Genomic DNA, 21,102 nt, shown 5'->3' on the forward strand with positions numbered 1-21,102 from the left:
TTACAGCGACCGACACGGTATTCAACGGAACTTGACTTTTCGCGGATGTTGAGCCTTGACCTTCTAGTTGAGGTCGAAGGTTTCCTGTCCGGGTACAGAAAACCGCCCCCGCGGCGTTGGCTGCGGGGGCGGTTTCCAGAAGGCGGGCCAAGAGGTCAGGCGTTGACCGGAACGGTGCGGGCTTCGGCTTGCTCGGGAGCGGCTTCACCGTGGTGGTGGGCCAGCATGGTTGCTTCGTCGAAGGGCTCCTCGCCGGAGAGGACGCTGTTGACCTGGTCGCCGTCGATCTCCTTGACCCAGGTGCCGATCAGGATGGTGGCGACGGCGTTGCCGGTGAAGTTGGTCAGGGCACGTGCTTCGGACATGAACCGGTCGATGCCGACAATCATGCCCACGCCGCCCAGCAGTTCGGGCTTGTGGGCCTGCAGGCCTGCCGCAAGGGTGGCCAGGCCGGCGCCGGTGACGCCTGCAGCGCCCTTGGAAGCGATGATCATGAAGATCAGCAGGGAGATCTGTGCGCCGAGGTCCAGCGGTGTACCCATGGCGTTGGCCACGAAGAGGGACGCCATGGTCAGGTAGATGGCGGTGCCGTCAAGGTTGAAGGAGTAGCCGGTGGGTACGGTCACGCCGACGACGGGCTTGGAGACGCCGAGGTGTTCCATCTTGGCGATCAGGCGGGGCAGGGCGGCTTCGGAGGATGAGGTGGAGAAAATGAGGAGGTATTCCCGGCCCAGGTACTTCATGAGCTTGAAGATGTTGACGCCGGTGACCACCTTAAGCAGGCCGCCGAGGATGATCACGATGAACAGTGCGCAGGTGATGTAGAAGGCGGCCATCAGCGTGAACATGCTGACGATGGCCTGGAAGCCGGTAGCTCCCACGACGGCGGCGATGGCACCGAAGGCACCCACCGGGGCAAGCCACATGATCATGATCAGGATGCGGAAGACGAGGACCTGGCCATGGCCGATGGCCTTGAGGATGGGGGCGCCCTGCGGGCCCATCTTCTGGAGGGCAAACCCTACGAGGATGGCAGCAAACAACGTGGGGAGGACCGGAATGTCGCCCGGGATGATTCCGAGCAGGAAGGCGACGGTGCTGTCTACTTCCGCCTTCTTGTTGGGATCGTAAGGGGCAAGCTTCAGGCCTTCACCGGGGTGGATCAGGTTGCCGACAACCAGGCCAATGCCGAGCGCGAACGTGGACATGAGGACGAAGTAACCCAGGGCCAGGCCGCCCACCTTGCCCACGGTTGCCGCCTTGGCGATGGAGCCGATGCCCAGGACGATGGTGCAGAAAATGACCGGGGCGATCATCATCTTGATGAGCTTGATGAACCCGTCGCCGAGCGGCTTGAGGGACTTGCCAACCTCAGGGAACATCAGCCCCACCAGGGCGCCCAGGATGACGGCGGCGATGACGGCGATGTACAGGTAATGCGATTTGTCGATGCCCTTGCGCCGCGTCTTCACGGTGTCGAGCGACTCTCCTCGTTGAGAAGCCATGATGTTGTCTCCTTATGGATAATCTGGTAGACGCTGCGGGCACATTCTCTGGGCTCAACACGTCCTGCGGTGTGATAACCATCATTGGGCACGCCGTGACCCAGCTCACCGTTGCGTTCATATTGGTCGTGGCGCAGATAACAGTCATGGAAGATGCGCGGGAAGGTACAGATGATCCACCGCTGGAGTATCGCCCGACGGCTCTTCGTGGCGAACCTGCTGATCGTGGTGGTGTTTATCGCGATCGTCGGATCCGCCACCTATGTCGACGCCCGTGACCGCACCTACGACGAGGCCGGTTTGCGGATGGCAGGAATTGCGGACGCAATTGCTGCCAGCCCCTTCGTGCTGCAGGCGGCGGATTCCGACGATCCTTCGTCCCTCCTGCAGCCCTATGCCATGGACGTCATGGCACGTGCCGACGTCGACTTCATCACCATCATGGCTCCGGACCGGACGCGGTGGACCCATCCCCGGAGTGAGGAGCTCGGCCGCCCCTATATCGGTTCCATTGACGCCGCACTGCGCGGCGATGAATTCACCGAGGTCACCGCGGGCACCCTCGGCCCGTCCGTGCGGACCATCGTTCCGGTCAAGGACGCCGGCGGTGCAGTCAGGGCGCTGGTGGCAGTGGGCGTCACGGTGGGGACGGTGGACGTCGCCTTCGCCGCACGCCTGCCTGCCCTGCTGGCCATCGGGCTTGCCCTGCTGGTGGGCGGGTCCCTGGCGTCCTGGCTGCTGGGCAGGTACCTTCGCCGGGTCACCCGGGGCTGGGGGCCGGAGCAGCTGTCGCAGCTCTTCGCCTACTACGAGTCCGTGCTGCATTCAGTCCGCGAAGGGCTGATCCTTATCGACACCAAAGGCAAAGTGGTGATGTACAACGACCAGGCCGCCGAGCTGCTGGGCCTGGATGAGACGGGCAGCAAGGACCCCACCCGTCCGCCGTCGCTCGCAGAACTGCCCCTCGACGAGGAGCTCCGCTACCTGTTTGAATCCGGCCGCGGCGCAAAGGACGAAATAGTCCTCTCCGGATCCCGGGTCCTGGTGGTGAACCAGGGGCCGGCGAAGGGGCCGGAGACAGCAGGCAGCCGGGGCAGGACCCCGGTGTACGGCACAGTGGCCACCCTTCGGGACCGCACCGAAATCGAGGCCCTGGGCAACGAGCTGGAAACGATGCGGACCCTTTCCGACGCCCTGCGGGCGCAGACCCACGAACACGCAAACCGGCTCCACACCATGGTTTCGCTTCTGGAGCTGGGCCGCACCCGGGAGGCCCTGGATTTTGCCACCAAGGACCTGGAGCTCAGCCAGCAGCTGACGGACAACATGGTCAGCTCGGTGGACGAGCCGGTATTGGGTGCGCTGGTCATGGGGAAGGTGGCGGAGGCCCATGAACGGGGAGTCCAGCTGGATGTCGCCACCCTGGGATCGGGCACTGTGGAGGGCATCGCCGTGCAGGACCTGGTGACCATCCTCGGAAACCTGCTGGACAACGCCATCGACGCCGCCGCGGAGGGAACGCCTCCCCGGCGGGTGGAGCTGACGGTGGAATCCGACGAGGAAGGCCTCGACATCGCCGTCCACGATTCCGGCGCACCGATTGATCCAGGCTCGGTGGAGAACATCCTCCGGCACGGATACAGTACAAAGCCCGCCGGGCCGGGCGGGCGGGGCATCGGGCTTGCCCTGGTCCGCCAGGCTGTACAGCGGCTGGGAGGTACATTGACCATCAACGGACGGCGCGGCGCCAAGTTCGAAGTGTTCCTGCCCGCAGCATTGCCCCCAGAGGCACCATTGTCCCCAGAGAAGGAGCATGGAGCGTGAGTGACATAAGGGTCCTCGTCGTTGAGGACGAGGCCATCGCGTCCGCCGCGCACGCAGCCTACGTGGGGCGTGTTCCGGGTTTCGAGCTCGCCGGGACCGCCCCGGACGGCCAGTCCGCGCTTCGGCTGCTGAACGAGTTTTCGGCAGCAGGCAAACCCGTGGAGCTGGTCCTGCTGGACATGAACCTGCCCGATCTCCACGGGCTGGACATTGCCCGGCGGATGCGCTCGGCCGGCATTCTTGCCGACATCATCGCCATCACCGCCGTCAGGGAGCTGGCCATTGTACGCAGTGCCGTGGCTATCGGAGTGGTGCAGTACCTCATCAAGCCGTTCACGTTCGCCACCTTTGCGGACAAGCTGGAAAGCTACCGGCAGTTCCGCCAGCAACTTGCGGACCCGGGCACAGCGTCCGGAAAGTCCGCCACATCCCAGAGCGAAGTGGACCAGGCGTTCGCCAGCCTGCGGGCCCCCTCCGAACTTCCCCTGCCCAAGGGGCTCTCGGGCTCCACGCTGGGCTCGGTCCAGGACTTCGTGAGGCAGCAGCACAACGCCGTGTCCGCCACCGAGGTGATGGATGCGCTGGGGATGTCCCGGGTGACCGCACGCCGGTACCTCGAGTATCTTGCCGACGCCGGCACCGTGTCGCGGACTGCGCGATACGGGACGCCGGGCAGGCCGGAAAACGAATACCGCTGGAGCGGGCGGTAGCCGACAAACTGTATACATCGACCGCCGGACTTGTGCCCTTTTCGCTTCCAGGGCTTCCTTTTCTTCATTGCTTGTATACAGTGAGGTGGAAAGCCGAGGGATTGGAGCTGCAGTGCGGGCAAGCGAACGCGCCTACAGGGCACTGCGCGACGACATCGTGGAGTGGCGGCTTCCGCCCGGCACACTGCTGGCCGAAGTGGAACAGTCAGGGCGCCTCGGGGTTTCACGCACGCCGCTCCGGGAAGCGCTGGGCCGCCTCACGGCAGAAGGCCTGACGACGGCGGGCGGGCGCGGCGTGATGGTCACCGCCATCTCCCTGGCTGACATCGATGAACTCTTCGAACTCCGGGAGACACTGGAAGGGAGGGCGGCGGCGCTTGCCGCAGAGCGCGGCGAACCTGCCACATTCCGGCGGCTGCAGGCCGCCCTGTTGGTGGCCCCGGCGCTCGTCACCGGCGACACACCCGCCGTCGATGACTACTACGGCCTGGTCAGTGACCTGGATGCGGCCATAGACTCGGCGATCTCCAACTCCTACCTCGTGCAGGCCATGCGGAGTTTGAGGGTGCATCTGGTCCGCATTCGACGCATGGCAGCTGACAACGCAGCCCGGCTGACGGCCGCGGCAGCCGAACACGCGGCCATCGCCGAGGCCATTGCTGACCGCAACCCCCGGCTCGCGCAGGCCGCCACCACACTGCATCTGCATCGCAGCCTTTCCCACATCAAAGCCACCTCCACTTCCCTGCACAACACGTCCACATCCCCCTAAAGGAGCACCATGGTTCAGGAACACCACGTCCGCGTGTACAAGAGCGAGGAAAACCTTCCCCGTGAGGACCAGCTGGCCCACAAGATCGCCGTGGTCGCCGCCGACCCCGTGGAGGTCACCGCCGAGGTGACCGACATGGTGATCAACCGGATCATCGATAACGCCTCGGTGGCCATCGCATCCCTGAACCGTGCACCGATCGTGGCCGCACGGGCCCAGGCGCTGTCCCACGCACCCAGCACGGGCGGCAAGGGCGCCAAGATATTCGGCATCGGCGAACGGGTCTCTCCGGAGTGGGCCGCATGGGCCAACGGCGTGGCCGTTCGGGAACTGGACTACCACGACACCTTCCTCGCCGCCGACTACTCGCACCCGGGCGACAACGTCCCGCCGATCCTGGCCGTCGCGCAGCACGTGGGTTCCAGCGGCCTCGACCTGCTGCGTGGGATCGCCACCGGGTATGAGATCCAGGTGAACCTGGTCAAGGCGATCTGCCTGCACAAGCACAAGATCGACCACGTCGCCCACCTGGGCCCCTCCGCTGCGGCAGGCATCGGCACACTGCTGGGCCTCGACGTCGAGACCATCTTCCAGTCCGTGGGCCAGGCGCTGCACACCACCACCGCCACCCGGCAGTCCCGCAAGGGCGAGATCTCCACCTGGAAGGCCCACGCCCCCGCGTTCGCCGGGAAGATGGCCGTCGAAGCCGCGGACCGTGCCATGCGCGGCCAGACCTCCCCCGTGCCGATCTATGAAGGCGAAGACGGCGTGATCGCCTGGCTGCTGGACGGCCCCGACGCCGCCTACCATGTCCCGCTCCCCACTCCCGGTGAGGCCAAGCGTGCCATCCTGGACACCTACACCAAGGAACACTCCGCCGAGTACCAGGCCCAGGCCTGGATCGACCTGGCACGGAAGCTTCACCGCGAACACCCCGAAGCCACGGACCCTGCCAACGTGAAGTCGGTGCTGATCAAAACCAGCCACCACACCCATTACGTCATTGGCTCCGGCGCCAACGATCCCCAGAAGTACTCCCCCACCGCCTCACGGGAGACGCTGGACCACTCCATCCCCTACATCTTCACTGTCGCGCTGCAGGACGGGGCCTGGCACCACGTTGACTCCTACTCCCCCGAACGCGCCGCCCGCCCAGACACGGTGGACCTGTGGCAAAAGGTGTCCACCGAGGAAGACCCGGAATGGACCCGCCGCTACCACTCCCTGGACATCAACGAAAAAGCCTTTGGCGGCTCCGTGGAAATCACCCTCACCGACGGCACCGTCATCACTGATGAGATCGCCGTGGCTGACGCCCATCCGCTCGGCGCCCGGCCGTTCGGCCGGGAGCAGTACATCACCAAGTTCCGCACCCTCGCCGCAGGGCTCGTGGAGGAAACCGAAATTAATCGGTTCCTCGCCGCCGTCGAACGCCTCCCCGAACTCGCCGCCGGGGAACTGGACCAGCTGAACATCACCGCAGCCCCCGGGATCATCGACCTGGGCGCCGCACCGAAGGGGCTGTTCTAATGCTGTACTCCACCACCACGCCGGAACAGAAGCGCGTACGGTTCCGCGAGCTACTCGCCTCCGGGACCATCGCCCAGTTTCCAGGGGCGTTCAACCCGCTCTCGGCCCGCCTGATCCAGGAGAAAGGGTTCGCGGGGGTCTACATCTCCGGCGCCGTCCTGGCCAACGACCTTGGCCTCCCGGACATCGGCCTGACCACCCTGACCGAAGTGGCTACCCGGGCCGGGCAGATCGCCCGGATGACCGACCTGCCCGCCATCGTGGACGCCGACACCGGCTTCGGCGAACCCATGAACGTGGCCCGCACCGTCCAGGAAATCGAAAACGCCGGCCTCGCCGGCCTGCACATCGAGGACCAGTTCAACCCAAAACGCTGCGGCCATCTCGACGGCAAGAACGTGGTGGACCTGGACACCGCCACCAAACGCATCCGCGCCGCAGCCGACGCCCGCCGCGACCCGAACTTCCTCATCATGGCCCGCACCGACATCCGCGCCACCGACGGGCTCGCCGCTGCGCAGGACCGCGCCAAAGCCCTGGTGGACGCCGGCGCGGACGCCATCTTCCCCGAAGCCATGGCCACCCTGGACGAATTCCAGGCCATCCGCGACGCCGTCGACGTCCCGATCCTGGCCAACATGACCGAATTCGGCAAGAGCGACCTGTTCACCACCGAGCAGCTCCAGCGGGTCGGGGTGAACATGGTCATCTACCCCGTCACGCTGCTCCGTAGTGCCATGGGCGCCGCCGAGCGTACGCTGGACTCGATCAGGTCAGAGGGAACGCAGGAAGCACAGGTTGCCAGCATGCTGACGCGTGCACGGCTGTACGAGCTGGTGGACTACGAGGGCTATAACCGGTTCGACACAGGGGTCTTCAATTTCCAGGTCCCCGGAACGCACTAACGACCCGCCGGCTCCGGCCGGCTTCAACAGGCGACAGGAACAAAGGAGTTTCAGCATGGCTGAACAGGACATCAAAAAGGGTCTCGCCGGCGTCGTGGTGGACTACACCTCCGTCTCCAAGGTCAACCCCGACACCAACTCACTGCTGTACCGCGGCTACCCGGTCCAGGAGCTGGCCGCCCGCTGCAGCTTCGAAGAGGTGGCCTACCTGCTCTGGAACGGGGAACTGCCCACCCCGGACCAGCTGGCGGAATTCACGGCCAGGGAACGCGCGGGCCGTGCCCTGGACCCCGTGGTGAAACAGGTCATCGACGCGCTTCCAACCACCGCCCACCCCATGGACGTGTGCCGGACCGCGGCGTCCGTGCTGGGCGCCCGGCACCCGCTGGCCGAAAACTCCTCCCGGGAGGCGAACATGGCCAAGGCGATCGACCTTTTCTCGGCGATGCCCGCCGTCGTCTCCTACGACCAGCGTCGCCGCCACGGCCAGGACGCCGTCGAACCACGCGACGACCTGGGCTACTCCGCCAACTTCCTCTGGATGGCCTTCGGCGAAGAGCAGGTTCCGGAGGTTGTGGAGGCCTTCGACGTGTCGATGATCCTCTACGCCGAACACTCCTTCAACGCTTCCACCTTCACCGCCCGGGTTGTCACCTCCACCCTCTCGGACCTACACTCGGCCGTAACCGCAGCCATCGGCGCCCTGAAAGGCCCCCTGCACGGCGGAGCCAATGAGGCAGTGATGCACACCTTCGACGAAATCGGCATCCGCCCCCAGGAATCGCTGGAGGAGGCAGCCGCCCGCGCCAGGGCGTGGATGGAAGATGCACTGGCGCAGAAGAAGAAGGTCATGGGCTTTGGCCACCGCGTCTACAAGCACGGCGACTCCCGCGTGCCCACCATGAAGGCGGCGCTCGACAAGATGATCGCGCACTACGGCCGGCCCGAACTCCTGGGCCTGTACAACGGCCTGGAGCAGGCGATGGACGAGGCAAAAGCCATCAAACCCAACCTCGACTACCCTGCCGGACCCACCTACCACCTCATGGGCTTCGACACGGCAACCTTCACGCCGCTGTTCGTTGCCAGCCGCATCACGGGCTGGACGGCGCACATCATGGAGCAGCTGGACTCCAACTCGCTGATCCGGCCGCTGAGCGAATACGTCGGCCCGGAGGAACGGCACCTGCCGTAGGGCCTCTCGGGAGTACGACGGCGGGACGGCCACGGAGGTGACCGTCCCGCCGTCGGGCGTTTACTGCCTAAGGCAGGATGCTCACCGAGGAAGCGACCGTTTCGTTGTCGTCGTTCAGGGTGACCACCACGTTGACCTTGCCGCCTTCCAGGACCACCGGCAGCCAGTGGTCGGCGTCCTGCCACATGCGTTCAACGGGCAGGGTGTCGGTCCGGAACCACTCCGGCAGGACTTCGTCGCTGTCCGTCGGTTCACCCTGCCACGTCCTGGCAGTGAAGAGACTGGTGCTCATATTCCATTCCGGCTTCGCGGGGAAAACAAAGTTCACCGCCCCGGCATCCGTAAGGTCCTCAACCCGCACGCAAACACCGGTTTCCTCCATGACTTCACGGACGGCCGCTTCGCCGTCGCTCTCCCCCGGTTCCACATGCCCGCCGATCCCCACGATCTTTCCCGTGCCGAAGCCTGTCCGTTTGAGGCCCAGGAGCACCTCCGGGCCGGACTCCCCGTCGCGGAGCAGGAAACAGAGAGTCACCCTTGCTGCAGTCATGCGCCCAAGCCTATGGGGTGGGAGAGTTGTCCGCGAAGAAGCCGCAGGGGCGTTGACTATGCCAAGCTCTACGTGTGACTCCAGAAACCGGACCCGGGATACGGCCGGCCCGCATTTCGACCCTTGATGCCCGCCTGCCGGAGTGGCTGGTGCGCAACCCTTTGTACTGGGGCTGGGCCTGGGCCGGTTTTTGGACACTGCTGATTGTCATCGACGAATTCGTGGACCTGGCAGGCTGGACCTGGTACCTGCTGGTGGCCGCGGCTGCCCTGCCCACGCTTGTCAGCACCCTGGCCGTTTTGCATGTGACTCCCCGCCGTCACGTGCGGCCTGCGCGGGAGTCGGTTTTAGGCCTGTTCTTCGTCCGTTTCCTGGCGCTCGTTGCGGCCTTCATTGTGTGGGCCATATCGGTGGTGCTGAGTGCCTCCATCTCCACCACCATCCAAGCCCTGGCTGGCGATTCCGAGCGTGAGGTGACCGCTTTGGGTTTCACCTTGATGGCAGCCCTGTTCCCGATTGTGGTGGCTGTCCTGTGGCTGGCGTTCGTTGCCCGGTGCGCCTGGTTCCTGCGGAGGCTTCGCGGCTGGCGGCAGGTCCCTACGTTCTCGCGGGTGCCGAAATCATTCCTGCGTGGCCGCACCCGGCTGCACCGGGTGGTGATCGGCCTGGCGCATCCGGGACTGATGCTGCTCGCGGGGATGGGCACGTCGGTACTGGCATTCCTCCTGGGCCCGGTGGAACTGACTATCGAGGCGCTGCCCTAGCTGTCCCGGTGCACTGCATCCAGGCAGTTGTGCCCAGGCAATGTCAGCCGAGTGCGCGCGGATGTGCAGCGGCGTAGATCTCGCGCAGCGTATCGGCTGTGACCAGGGTGTACACCTGCGTGGTGGTCACCGAGGCGTGTCCCAACAGCTCCTGGACCACCCGGACGTCCGCGCCGCCTTCAAGCAGGTGCGTGGCGAAGGAATGCCGCAGGGTGTGGGGTGAGACGTCCTTGGTGATGTTGGCCTTTTCGGCGGCGGTCTTCAGGATGGTCCACGCACTCTGCCGGCTGATCCTGCCGCCGCGGGCGTTGAGGAAGAGTGCGGGTGTGCCCTTCCCCTTGGCCGCCAGCAGGGGCCGGCCCCGCACCAGATAGGCGTCCAGGGCCCTGGCGCCATAGGACCCCAGCGGCACGAGCCGCTCCTTGGACCCCTTGCCGAAGAGACGGACAATGGCGGGCCCCGCTTCAGGTTCGGCCAAAGAAATGTCATCAACGTCCAGGCCAACGGCCTCACTGATGCGCGCTCCGGTGGAGTAGAGGAATTCCAGCAGGGCGCGGTCCCGCAGCCCGGTTGCCGTATCCGTTCCAGCGGCCTCAAGGATCCTGGTTACCTCGTCAACGGTGATGGCTTTGGGAAGCCTCTTGCCGGCCATGGGCGGATGGACCTCGCTGGCGGGGTCCGAGGGCGTAAAGCCTTCCAGGGCCCAGAACTTATGCAGCCCGCGGACGGCCACCACTGTCCTCGCCGCGGACCTTACGCCGAGGGAAGAGCCGCCGTCGGACCCGTCCGACAGGGCGCGGACATATCCGGTTACGTGGTGGCGTGTGATGTCCTCGGGCCGCCGGCATCCCGCTGCATCGAGGTAGCGGGAGTACCGGGCAAGGTCGCGGCGGTAGGCGGCAAGTGTGTTGGCGGCCAGCCCCCGCTCCACACCCATGTGCTGCAGGTAGTCGGTGATGCCACGGTCGATGGCGGTAGGGGCGGCTGCGGGCACGTCCCCTGCCGCATCTACCGGGGGTACCGCTTCAGCCGAGGGAGCTGGAACCATCAGCGCTGGCTGGGGTGCGCCGGCCAGGGTGCATCGGCAGGACGGAGGTTCGCGTAGTTGTCCGCCCGCGCGGCCGCCGCTGCAAGGATTCCGACGACGGCGGACGGGTTGTGGAGGCGCCCCTCCAGCACGGACGCCACGGCGTCATCGAGGCTGATCCAGTGGAACTCGATCTCCGCTTCCTCATCCGTCCGCTCGTGGCGTTCATGATGGGGCACTTCGGTCAGGTCGCGGGCCAGGTAGATCCTGATCGCTTCACTGGAGGACCCGGGCGAGTTGAAGAAATCGGCAAGCACGTTCCAGGTGCCGGCGGCGAGGTCTGCCTCTTCGGCAAGTTCCCGGGCCGCACCGACCACAAAATCCTCGCCCTCGATGTCCAGCAGGCCGGCCGGGATCTCCCAGAGTTCCATGCCCACCGGGTGCCGGTACTGCTTCAGCAGGAGGATCTCGCCGTCGCCGTTCATGGGCAAGACTGCCACGGCACCGGGGTGGTCGATGTAGTCGCGGGTCAGGGCCTCGCCCGTCTCCTGCAGCTGGAAACTGTCGCTGACGACATCCCAGATCCGGCCTTCATAGACCTTCTCCGTAGACAAAAGACGGCGCGGGCTCGGTGCGTCCGAAACCTTGACTACATGGGAGGCTTCAGGTGTACCGGGCATCGCGCCGTCCTTTTTCTGTTGTGGGAACTACTTAGCGGCTACCGTACCGGACTGCGCGGCCTCGGAAGCAGCGGCCGGTACCGTGTCGGCACCGCTCTGGTGGTTGAGGGCAGCCTTCACCAGGCCGGCAAACAGCGGGTGCGGGCGGGTGGGCCGCGAGCTCAGCTCGGGGTGCGCCTGCGTGGCCACATAGTAGGGGTGGACATCCGCGGGCAGTTCGACGAACTCCACGAGCTTGCCGTCCGGGGAGGTCCCTGAGAAGACCAGGCCTTGGGCGGCAATCTGGTCACGGTACTTGTTGTTGACCTCGTAGCGGTGGCGGTGGCGTTCGCTGACGGTGGTCTTGCCGTAGGTTCCGGCAATCACGGAGCCTGCGTCTAGCTTGGCTTCGTAGAGGCCCAGGCGCATCGTGCCGCCAAGGTCGCCGCGGCCTTCAACGAATTCCAGCTGCTCTTCCATGGTGGCGATCACGGGGTACTTGGAATCCGGCTCGAACTCGCTGGAGGAGGCGCCTTCCATGCCGACCACGTTGCGGGCGTACTCGATCACCATGCACTGCAGGCCGAGGCAGAGACCCAGGACGGGCAGCTTGGTTTCGCGGGCGAACTTCAGCGCGCCCAGTTTGCCCTCGAGGCCGCGGATGCCGAAGCCGCCGGGAACACAGATGGCGTTGACGCCCTCAAGTGCCTTGATGGCACCCTCACGCGTTTCGCATTCGTCGGACGGGACCCAGCGGATCTTGACCTTGGTGTCGTTGGCGAAGCCGCCGGCGCGCAGGGCCTCGGTCACGGAAAGGTAGGCGTCCGGAAGGTCGATGTACTTGCCCACGAGGGCGATTTCCACGTGGTGCTTGGGGTTGTGGACGGCTTCGAGCAGCTTGTCCCAGCTGGTCCAGTCCACGTCCTTGAACGGCAGGTCCAGGGCGCGCACGATGTAGGAGTCCAGGCCCTGGCTGTGCAGGGTTTTGGGGATGTCGTAGATGCTGGGGGCGTCGGCTGCGTTCACCACGGCGTCGATGTCGACGTCGCACATGCGGCCGATCTTCTCGCGCATGGCGTCCGGCACTTCGCGGTCCGAGCGGATGACGATGGCCTCGGGCTGGATGCCGATGGAGCGCAGTGCAGCAACGGAATGCTGGGTGGGCTTGGTCTTCAGCTCCTGGGACGGTCCGATGTACGGGACCAGGGACACGTGGAGGAAGAACACGTTGGTCCGGCCGATGTCCTGGCGTACCTGGCGGGCGGACTCGAGGAACGGCTGGGACTCGATGTCACCCACCGTGCCGCCGATTTCGGTGATGATGACGTCCGGGGCGTTCTTGCCTTCGGCAGGCAGGCGCATGCGGCGCTTGATTTCATCGGTGATGTGCGGGATGACCTGGACGGTGTCCCCGAGGTACTCACCTCGGCGTTCTTTGGCGATGACCGTGGAGTAGACCTGGCCGGTGGTCACGTTCGCGGAACCCTCGAGGTTTTCGTCGAGGAAGCGCTCGTAGTGCCCGATGTCCAGGTCGGTTTCCGCGCCGTCGTCGGTGACGAAGACTTCGCCGTGCTGGAAGGGGTTCATCGTGCCCGGATCCACGTTCAGGTAGGGATCGAGCTTCTGCATAGTTACAGACAGGCCGCGTGCCCGCAGCAGATGACCGAGGCTCGAAGCCGTCAGTCCCTTACCGAGCGAGGACGCCACACCACCGGTTACGAAGATGTGTTTGGTCGTCTTGGACGAGCCCGGGAACCGGGAATTTACACGGGAATTTGATCGCTGCACCACGGAATTCGAGCCTATCATCAATTGAGCCTTCCACGGGTCTGGAAACTGTTCCCCAAATGCTCCAGTGTGCAGGCCCCGAGGCCCGATGATCAAGGGTCCGGGGCTTGCCGATGGATACCTACGGCTGCGCCGGACGGACAGTTCCGGTGCTGTCAGGCCCGCTGCGGCAGCAGTTTCGCGTCATCCAGCAGCTCCTGGGCGTGGGCCTGCGCGGACTCCGAATCCTCCTGGCCGGCCAGCATGCGGGCCAGTTCGCGGACCCGCTCGGGGCCGTCAAGGAGGCGCACATCACTGGAGGTGAACCCGGTGGCGGTGCCGCCGTCGGCTCCCCTGACGGATGTTTTGGTGACGGTGATGTGCTGGTCCGCGAACGCAGCCACCTGGGGCAGGTGCGTGACCACCAACACCTGCACGTGGCGGGCCAGCATGGCCAGCCGGCGGCCGATCTCGACGGCGGCGCGGCCGCCCACACCGGCGTCCACCTCGTCAAAGACGAACGTGGGGACGGGATCCACCGCGGCGAGCACCACCTCGATGGCGAGCATCACGCGGGACAGCTCTCCGCCGGACGCGCCCTTCCCCAGCGGCCGGGCCGGGGCGCCGGAGTGCGGCTGCAGCAGGAAGCCGATCTCGTCCGCACCGTGCGGCCCCAGCTGGCCCGAGGGCTCAAGGGTGATCACCAGGGTGGCGTCGGCCATGGCCAGGGCCTTCAGTTCGGCGCTGACGCGGGCCGAGAGATCCTTGGCGGCTTTCGTCCTGATCTTGCTGATGGCTGTGGCCTGCTTCTTCAGGTCCGCCTCTGCCCGCACCACCTCGGCGTCCAGCGCCTCGATCCGGGAGGAATCGTCCTGCAGCTCGTCGTAGCGCACGCGGGCGTTTTCCGCCCATTCCAGGACTTCGTCGATGGTGGGGGCGTACTTCCGGACGAGTTTGGCCAGGGCCGCCCGCCGGTCCTCGATCTCCGCGAGGCGCTCCGGCCCCTCGGAATCCAGGCCGGCCTGGTAGCTGGCGAGCTCGGTGGCGATGTCATTGAGCAGGAAGCCCACCTCGGCGAGCCGGGCAGCCGCGGAACCGAGTTCGGCGTCGTGCTCAGCCACATGTTCCAGGGTCCGCTTGGCGGCGTCCACCAGGGTGGTGGCGTCGCCTGCTTCGCCGAAGTCCTCGGCGATGAGGGCCTGGTGGGCGGTGCTGGCGGCGATGCGCAGTTCCTCCACGTTGGCCAGCTTGACGGCCTCGGCCTTCAGCAGCTCGTCCTCCCCCGGCTGGGGGTCCACCTCGTCAATTTCGGCCAGGGCTGTCTGCAGGGATTCGGCTTCCCGCAGCCTGTCGCGGGCGGCGCTGCGCAGCGTGTCCAGCTCGGACTGGCTGGCTTTCCAGTGGTTGTACAGGTCCTGGTAGGCCGCCAGGGGCCCGGCCAGGGAGTCGCCGGCGAACTTGTCCAGGGCGCCCCGTTGCGCAGCCGCACCCTTGAGGCGGATCTGGTCAGACTGGCCGTGCACCACCACCAGGGTTTCGCCGATCTCGGCCAGGACGCCCACCGGGGCGGCCCTGCCGCCCAGGAACGCACGGCTGCGGCCGTCCGAACCAAGGCGCCGTGCCAGGATCAGCTCAGCGCCGCCGTCGAACTCTTCCGCTTCGGCGCCCGCATCCAGCGCACGCGCAATGGCCGGGTGCCCGGCGTCGAGCTTAAGGACCGCCTCCGCCGTCGCGCTCTTCGCACCGCTGCGGACGGCGCCGGCGTCTGAGCGGGCACCCAGCAGCAGGCCGACGGCGGTAACCACCATGGTTTTACCCGCGCCGGTCTCACCGGTCACCACGCTGAGCCCCGGGCCCAGCGGCAGGGTTGCGTCGGTGATGACGCCCAGATCGCGGATTCTCAGTTCTTCAAGCATGGTTTCACTTTGCAGTCGACGGATCGGTATCGGCTTCGGGCTGGCCCGCCTGCGGCACCTGGAGCGGAGGCTGGGGCCGCGGCGTCCTGACGATGGGGATGGGACCGGTATGGATCGCCTCGGCCTTCGGCACCGGCCCCCGCCAGCCATGGATGGGCAGTTCAAACTTACGGACCAGCCGGGCGGAGAAGGGCGTCTGGTGCGTCCGGGCCAGCCTGACGGGTGTGGCGGACTTCGTGACCTCCACGCGCGCGCCGGGCGGCAGGTCCACGGACCGGCGGCCATCACACCACAGGACGCCCTGCGCGTCGGTGCGGCTCAGCACCTCCACGGCAAGCCGTGAGCGCGGCGACACCACCAGGGGCTTGGCAAAGAGCGCGTGGGCACTGATGGGGACGATGACCAGTGCCTCCACCTCCGGCCAGACCACGGGGCCGCCGGCGGAAAAGGCGTACGCGGTGGAACCTGTGGGTGTGGCCAGCACGATCCCGTCGCACCCGAAGGATGTCAGCGGGCGCTCGTCCACTTCGGTGACCACCTCGAGCATGCGCTCCCGGTTGGCCTTTTCGATCGCAGCCTCGTTGAGCGCCCAGGTGTGCCAGATCTTCTGGCCACGGATCCAGACCTGGACGTCGATGGTCATCCGTTCTTCCACGGTGTAGTCGCGGCTCGCGATCCACTCAACCGTCTGGGCCAGGTCCGCCCGTTCACTTTCGGCCAGGAAGCCCACATGGCCCAGGTTCACGCCCAGCAGGGGCACGTCCACTTCCCGGACCAGTTCGGCGGCACGCAGGATGGTGCCGTCACCGCCGAGGACCATCACCAGTTCGACGTCCGGGAGCTGGACGTGGTCGTGGAGCACTTCCACGGGCTGGGCCAGGTGGCCGAAGAACCGTTCCATATCGTCCAGCTCGGACTCCTGCATCACCGGGACGATCCCCGAGGCGTGCAGCAGGGCGCAGGCTTCCCAGGCGGCTTTCAGTGATTCCTCGCGGCCGGTGTGGGCGAGGACCAGTACACGCCTGCTCATCAGGTTCCGCTCTCTAGTGGTTCGGCCAGATACGTCCGAGCAAGGCAGCGGCAGCTGCCTCTCGCTCTTCGATCTTAGGCAAGTCTTGGCTGATCCTGCGTTTTATCCACAGGAAGTATTCGACGTTTCCGTCCTGACCCGGGAGCGGGCTTTGTGCCAGGCCGCACAGGTCGAGGCCGGCATCTAGCGCTGACCTGGCCACTTTTTCCACCGCCATGCGGCGTTCCCGCTCCGAGGTCACCACTCCGGTGCGTCCCAGGCGGTCCTTGCCGATCTCGAACTGCGGTTTGACCATCAGCACCAGGTCGCCCCCGGGTTCGGTGCACAGCGCCAGCGGCTGGACCACCAGGGTGAGCGAAATGAAGGAGAGGTCGGCCACGGTCAGTGCGGCGGTGCCGCCGATGTCCGCCGGCGTCATGTAGCGGACGTTGAGTCCCTCGTGGACAGCCACGCGGGGATCGCTGCGGAGCCGGGGCACCAGCTGGCCGTGCCCGACGTCGACCGCCACCACGTGTGCCGCGCCCCGCCTGAGCAGGACATCGGTGAAGCCGCCGGTGGAAGCTCCGGCGTCCAGGCACCGTTTTCCTTCCACCTGGACGTTCGGGAAGGCGTCCAGGGCGCCGGCGAGCTTGTGGCCGGCGCGGCTGGCGTACGTGTCCTGCTCGTCATGTTCGACGGCGAGGTCCCGGTCATCGTCAACCTGCAGGGACGCTTTTTCCAGGATCCTGCCGTCGGAGCTCACTTTGCCCTCGGCGATCAGGGCGGCGGCATGCGTGCGCGACCTGGCCAGGCCGCGGGCAACGAGGGCCTGGTCGAGGCGTACGGGCATCAGGCCCCGCCGTCCGCGGGCTCGGCGTTCAGGGCGGCGAGGAGCTCGTCATGAAGCCCGTTGTAGGCCGCTTCATGCTCTGCCACCGGAATTTGCGGCAGGGCATCAAGCCGCGACAGAGCCTGGGCAACGACGGGATCCGTGACTCCGGCATCTGCGGCACTTGGCCAGTCCGGGGAAGGCTGGGCTGCTGTTTCGTCGGGTCGGTTCAGCTCAGTCATTCGTCCAGTCTAATGATCCATCCAGGCCAGCTGCGGCGCCTGTGGTGCGGAGGCGTCCGGCGTTGCTGCCCACCAGGCGGCGCAGGCGGCGCGCCACGCGTCCAGGTCGTCCGGACTGCCAATGATGCCCACCGCGCCGTTCGCTACCCGGGCCGAGGCCTTCCCGCACGAGTAGGTGCCGTCGTCGTGCGTCACCTCCGGGTAGGGCCGGTGCAGGTCCGGCAGCGTTTCGATGAGGTAGTCCGGACGCTCCGCGGCGCGGGCGGCCAGGATGCTCTGCCGGGTGTCGACGCCGGTCAGGACGGCTACGGTGGCGAAGCCCGCGTTGTTGCCGCCCAGGATATCCGTGTCCAGCCGGTCACCAACCACCAGGGGGCGTTCGGCGCCGAGCCGTTTGGCCGCCGAGTGGAAGAGCGGTGCTTCCGGCTTGCCTGCCACGAGGGGCTTTTGGCCGGTTGCCGCGGTCACGGCAGCCACGAGGGTGCCGTTTCCGGGCGCGATCCCCCGTGCCTGCGGGATGGACATATCCGTGTTGGTGGCGACCCACAGGGCGCCGGCAGACACCACGTAGGCTGCCTCGGCCAGGTCCTTCCAGCCGATGTCGGGGTTGAAGCCCTGGACCACAGCCACCGGTTCCTCGTCCTGGCTGTAGACCGGCACGAGGCCCACGAGTTCGATCTCGTGGGCCAGTGCCGGGCTGCCGGTAACGAGGATGCGGGACCCCGGCGCGAGCCTCGAAGCCAGCAGTTCTGCCGCGGCCTGGGAAGAACTGACCACCTGGTCGTCCTCAGCAGGCGCCCCAAGTTCGCGGAGGTGCGCTGCCACCTGTGCCGGGGAGCGGGATGCGTTGTTGGTGACGTAGCCCAACCCCACACCGAGACCGGACAGTCGCTGCAGGGACTCAACCGCTCCGGGAATAGCGTGCGGACCGGCGTACACCACCCCGTCCAGGTCGGCCAGGAGCGCGTCGAAACGGGAGATCAGGGAAACTTCAGTCATTGGTTCTTAGTCTTCCCGGCGGTCCTGGAGGCTGCCGGCTTCCCCTTCGGTCTCCTGGCCCCAGGTTTCGGTGCCTTCAGTTTCCATGTCCTCAGTTTGCGTGTCCTCGGAATCTAGTTCGTCGTGCTCCACCGAGTCCTCGTCCGATTCAGCATCGTCGGAGACGAAGTAGTCCGCTTCCTGGTCGTCGATGCTGCGGTCCTGCGCCTCTTCGGCGGATGCTTCAGTGGTGACGTCGGCAGCTGCCGACGTGGCGGCGTCGGACGTTCCGGCGGCCGCCGTTGTTCCCGTGGAGGCGCCGGCGGCTGCGTTAGCCGTGTCAGATGCCGTGGAAGCGCGGTCAAGGAGGCGGCGGCGCTCGGCTTCTTCCCGGGCTTCTTCCTCTTCGTCCCAGCCGAGGTCGATAATGTCAGGCTCTTCGTCGACACCCTGGCCCAGGGCATTCTCAGCAACTACGGCCTGGTTCTGCCACTTCTCGGCTTCGGCTTCCCGTCCCACGGCGGCAAGGGCATCAGCGTAGGCCCGGAAAAGGCGGGGGCTGTAGGAGAATGCCCGGTTGATGTCCAGCTGGGGTATCTCGAGTTCGGCCACAGCGGCGTCCGGCTGCCCGAGGTCCGTCCTTGCCCCTGCTGCAACAATGGCCAGCTCCACCTTGCCGGGGGCGTCCAGGTCCTGTGCTTCCTCAGACCGTGCCACATCGAGTGCGCGGTCCGGACGGCCCAGGCCACGCTCGCAGTCGGCCATCACCGGCAGGTGGACGTTGGAACCGCTGATCCGGCGGTAGGTGCGGAATTCGCGCAGCGCCTCGCCATAGTGGCCGGCGGCGTACGCGGTGAGCCCTACGGCTTCGCGTACGGCGGCGAGCCTGCCGCCGCGCCGGCTGGCGGCCAGTGCGTGCTGGAAGGCAAGTTCCGGTTCGTCGTCGATGAGGCGGCCGGCCATGACCAGGTGACGGGCAACCCACTCCGCGCTCTTCGGCTCAAGGGTCTTGATCTGGTGCTGCGTGGCGCGGTCAAGCTCCTTGCCCGTGACGTCCTCATCGATTTCGGGCGAGCGTTCCCGGTCCGGGCGGTTGGCACTGCGCAGGTCACGTGCGTTGGGGACGCGTGCCGGCCTGTCCTCCTGGCGGTCACGCCCGAAGCTGCGGGGACCGGAGTCGCCCTGGCGCGCATCACCACGGCCGGGGCCGCGATCGAAGCTGCGGGGTGCGCGGTCCTGCCGGTCACCGAACGGCTTGCGGTTGTCGCGGTCACCGAAGCTGCGGCGTTCACCGTCTTCCCGGCGCGGGCGGTCTCCATAGGGCTTGTTCTCCCGGTCGCCGTACGGCTTCCGGTCACGGTCACCAAAGGGCTTGCGCTCTCCACCGCCGAAACCACGGCGGTCGCCATCGCCCTCGCGGCGCGGCCGGTCACCAAAGGAACGGTTGTCCCGGTCACCGTAAGGCTTGCGTTCTCCACCGCCGCCGAAACCGCGACGCTCCCCGTCACCTTCACGGCGCGGCCGGTCCCCGAAGGAACGGTTGTCACGATCACCGTAAGGCTTGCGTTCTCCACCGCCACCGCCGCCGAAACCCCGGCGGTCGCCGTCACCTTCACGGCGCGGCCGTTCCCCGAAGGAACGGTTGTCACGATCACCGTAAGGCTTGCGTTCTCCGCCACCGAAGCCGCGGCGGTCGCCTTCACCCTCAGGGCGGGGACGGTCACCAAACGGCTTGCGGTCGCGGTCACCGAAGGGCTTCCGCTCCCCGCTGCCGGATGCCCGCTTCGGGAAGTCGTTGTTGTCGCGGTTGCTGCGGGACCGGAACCCGCGGGGGTCCCCACCGGAGTTGTTGTTTCCCCGGAACGGACCGCGGTCGTTTCCGCGGTTACCGCCGTTGTGCTCGGCCATGATGGATTCCTCCTGTTGTGAGCCGACCACTGGCGCAACTGCAGCCGCTCGTATCCGTGTTTCGTTTCCTACGCAACCCGAAATCAAGCGCTTCGAAGTCCGTACATCTTCATCAATTCTAGAGGAGGCACCTAATCCGCAGGGACAGAGCGAGGGCTGGGGGCAACATCGTGGGGATGTTCACACCAGCCTCCCCCGGCCTTCAACGCTTCATCACGTGCTGCGGGTTCCCGAGCGACGCCCTATCACCTCTTGCGGGATTTCCGGCGACGCTCTCTCAGCCATTTCGACGGCGGGGCGGGCGCTTTGGTGCCTTTGGGGGCGCCGGCGGTGGTTGCTCTATCAGTTGTGGTTGCCATCCGGGCTGGTTGGGCGCGTTATCTGATAGAGCATCCCTGGTTTTTCTGCAGGAGCTGATAGGGCGTCCGGGGTTTTCCTGCAGGACGTGAGAGAGCGTCGGTGGTTTTGGTGCAGGATCTGATGGGGCGTCGGGGGTTTGGGGGCGGGAGGTGATGGGGCGTGCCTGGGTTTGTGCGTTAAATGCGGGAGGCCCCGACCATTGCTGGTTGGGGCCTCGACCTTAGTGGTTGTCCGGCGGTGACCTACTCTCCCACACCCTCCCGGGTGCAGTACCATCGGCGCTGTGGGTCTTAGCTTCCGGGTTCGGAATGGGACCGGGCGTTTCCCCCACGCTATGACCGCCGTAACCCTTGCTCCACACCCCCTGTGGGGGTGGGAAAACTGGTGGTTACAACAATTTGTGCTCGTGTTCGAGCAGTGTGGTGTTGTTATTCAGTTGGTGTTCCCTGCAACAAATGGGTTTGTTGTTTGGGAACCACATAGTGGACGCAAGCAGTCTTGTTATCTTTTTACCCGACCCCTTTGGTGCAAACGCTTTTGAAGTTCGTTTGCGGGGTGGGTGTGTGGTGTAAGTTGTTGGCCTATTAGTACCGGTCAGCTTCACGAGTCGTTAGTCCTCGCTTCCACATCCGGCCTATCAACCCAGTGGTCT

General features: G+C 66.1%; 18 protein-coding genes and 1 rRNA gene. 7 read left to right on the top strand and 12 right to left on the bottom strand.

Annotation, left to right across the window (positions count from 1 at the left end; all coding sequences use genetic code 11):
• Window positions 1–155: 155 nt before the first annotated feature.
• Complete coding sequence (locus tag DXK94_RS08900) at window positions 156–1,505, bottom strand: cation:dicarboxylate symporter family transporter (protein ID WP_115524679.1); 1,350 nt, start codon at window positions 1,503–1,505, stop codon at window positions 156–158.
• A 171-nt stretch (window positions 1,506–1,676) separates the two neighbouring features.
• Between DXK94_RS08900 and DXK94_RS08905 the strand changes: the two genes are divergently transcribed.
• The 6 genes from DXK94_RS08905 (at window position 1,677) to DXK94_RS08930 (ending at window position 8,441) form a co-directional block, all read left to right on the top strand.
• Complete coding sequence (locus DXK94_RS08905) at window positions 1,677–3,329, top strand: ATP-binding protein (protein ID WP_115524680.1); 1,653 nt, start codon at window positions 1,677–1,679, stop codon at window positions 3,327–3,329.
• On the top strand, window positions 3,326–4,039 hold the full coding sequence (locus DXK94_RS08910; protein WP_115524681.1) for a response regulator: 714 nt from the start codon (window positions 3,326–3,328) through the stop codon (window positions 4,037–4,039). Before DXK94_RS08905 ends, DXK94_RS08910 begins: the two co-directional genes overlap by 4 nt.
• A 112-nt stretch (window positions 4,040–4,151) precedes the next feature.
• Window positions 4,152–4,811 carry a GntR family transcriptional regulator gene (locus DXK94_RS08915; protein WP_115524682.1) on the top strand — a complete coding sequence of 220 codons (660 nt, stop codon included), beginning with the start codon at window positions 4,152–4,154 and terminating at the stop codon, window positions 4,809–4,811.
• A 9-nt stretch (window positions 4,812–4,820) separates the two neighbouring features.
• A complete protein-coding gene (locus tag DXK94_RS08920; RefSeq protein ID WP_115524683.1) occupies window positions 4,821–6,341 on the top strand; it encodes an MmgE/PrpD family protein in 1,521 nt (506 codons plus the stop codon).
• Complete coding sequence (gene prpB, locus DXK94_RS08925) at window positions 6,341–7,246, top strand: methylisocitrate lyase (protein WP_115524684.1); 906 nt, start codon at window positions 6,341–6,343, stop codon at window positions 7,244–7,246. Before DXK94_RS08920 ends, prpB begins: the two co-directional genes overlap by 1 nt.
• Window positions 7,247–7,301: 55 nt before the next feature.
• On the top strand, window positions 7,302–8,441 hold the full coding sequence (locus DXK94_RS08930; RefSeq protein ID WP_115524685.1) for a bifunctional 2-methylcitrate synthase/citrate synthase: 1,140 nt from the start codon (window positions 7,302–7,304) through the stop codon (window positions 8,439–8,441).
• A gap of 67 nt (window positions 8,442–8,508) precedes the next feature.
• Here the strand turns inward: DXK94_RS08930 and DXK94_RS08935 are convergent, their stop codons facing one another.
• On the bottom strand, window positions 8,509–8,991 hold the full coding sequence (locus DXK94_RS08935) for an 8-oxo-dGTP diphosphatase (protein ID WP_115524686.1): 483 nt from the start codon (window positions 8,989–8,991) through the stop codon (window positions 8,509–8,511).
• A gap of 74 nt (window positions 8,992–9,065) precedes the next feature.
• Between DXK94_RS08935 and DXK94_RS08940 the strand changes: the two genes are divergently transcribed.
• Window positions 9,066–9,755, top strand: a complete 690-nt coding sequence (locus tag DXK94_RS08940) for a hypothetical protein (RefSeq protein ID WP_181884780.1) — start codon at window positions 9,066–9,068, stop codon at window positions 9,753–9,755.
• A gap of 43 nt (window positions 9,756–9,798) precedes the next feature.
• Here DXK94_RS08940 and xerD read toward each other — a convergent pair whose 3' ends face one another.
• The 10 genes from xerD to rrf all read right to left on the bottom strand — a co-directional run bounded on the left by xerD (window position 9,799) and on the right by rrf (window position 20,796).
• Window positions 9,799–10,803, bottom strand: coding sequence for a site-specific tyrosine recombinase XerD (gene xerD / locus DXK94_RS08945; RefSeq protein ID WP_115524687.1), 1,005 nt, complete (start codon window positions 10,801–10,803; stop codon window positions 9,799–9,801).
• A complete protein-coding gene (locus DXK94_RS08950) occupies window positions 10,803–11,462 on the bottom strand; it encodes an NUDIX hydrolase (protein ID WP_115524688.1) in 660 nt (219 codons plus the stop codon). Before DXK94_RS08950 ends, xerD begins: the two co-directional genes overlap by 1 nt.
• 27 nt (window positions 11,463–11,489) lie before the next feature.
• Complete coding sequence (locus DXK94_RS08955) at window positions 11,490–13,250, bottom strand: CTP synthase (protein ID WP_115524689.1); 1,761 nt, start codon at window positions 13,248–13,250, stop codon at window positions 11,490–11,492.
• A 134-nt stretch (window positions 13,251–13,384) separates the two neighbouring features.
• Complete coding sequence (gene recN, locus DXK94_RS08960; protein WP_115524690.1) at window positions 13,385–15,124, bottom strand: DNA repair protein RecN; 1,740 nt, start codon at window positions 15,122–15,124, stop codon at window positions 13,385–13,387.
• 4 nt (window positions 15,125–15,128) lie between these two features.
• Window positions 15,129–16,154 (bottom strand): NAD kinase, encoded by a 1,026-nt coding sequence (locus tag DXK94_RS08965; protein WP_079597219.1) that lies wholly within the window; start codon window positions 16,152–16,154, stop codon window positions 15,129–15,131.
• Window positions 16,155–16,167: 13 nt separating this feature from the next.
• The gene (locus tag DXK94_RS08970) at window positions 16,168–16,983 is read right to left on the bottom strand and encodes a TlyA family RNA methyltransferase (RefSeq protein ID WP_115524691.1); all 816 of its coding nucleotides are present in this window, start codon (window positions 16,981–16,983) and stop codon (window positions 16,168–16,170) included.
• Window positions 16,983–17,204 carry a hypothetical protein gene (locus DXK94_RS08975; protein WP_079597221.1) on the bottom strand — a complete coding sequence of 74 codons (222 nt, stop codon included), beginning with the start codon at window positions 17,202–17,204 and terminating at the stop codon, window positions 16,983–16,985. Before DXK94_RS08975 ends, DXK94_RS08970 begins: the two co-directional genes overlap by 1 nt.
• 9 nt (window positions 17,205–17,213) lie before the next feature.
• Window positions 17,214–18,203, bottom strand: a complete 990-nt coding sequence (locus DXK94_RS08980; protein ID WP_079597222.1) for an HAD-IIA family hydrolase — start codon at window positions 18,201–18,203, stop codon at window positions 17,214–17,216.
• A 6-nt stretch (window positions 18,204–18,209) separates the two neighbouring features.
• Window positions 18,210–20,090: a hypothetical protein gene (locus DXK94_RS08985; protein ID WP_115524692.1), complete on the bottom strand. Its 1,881-nt coding sequence runs from the start codon at window positions 20,088–20,090 to the stop codon at window positions 18,210–18,212.
• 589 nt (window positions 20,091–20,679) lie between these two features.
• Window positions 20,680–20,796, bottom strand: a 5S ribosomal RNA gene (rrf, locus tag DXK94_RS08990).
• Window positions 20,797–21,102: the final 306 nt, after the last annotated feature.

Origin of the sequence: Arthrobacter sp. RT-1 (assembly GCF_003367205.1) — a bacterium.
Lineage (GTDB): Bacteria > Actinomycetota > Actinomycetes > Actinomycetales > Micrococcaceae > Arthrobacter.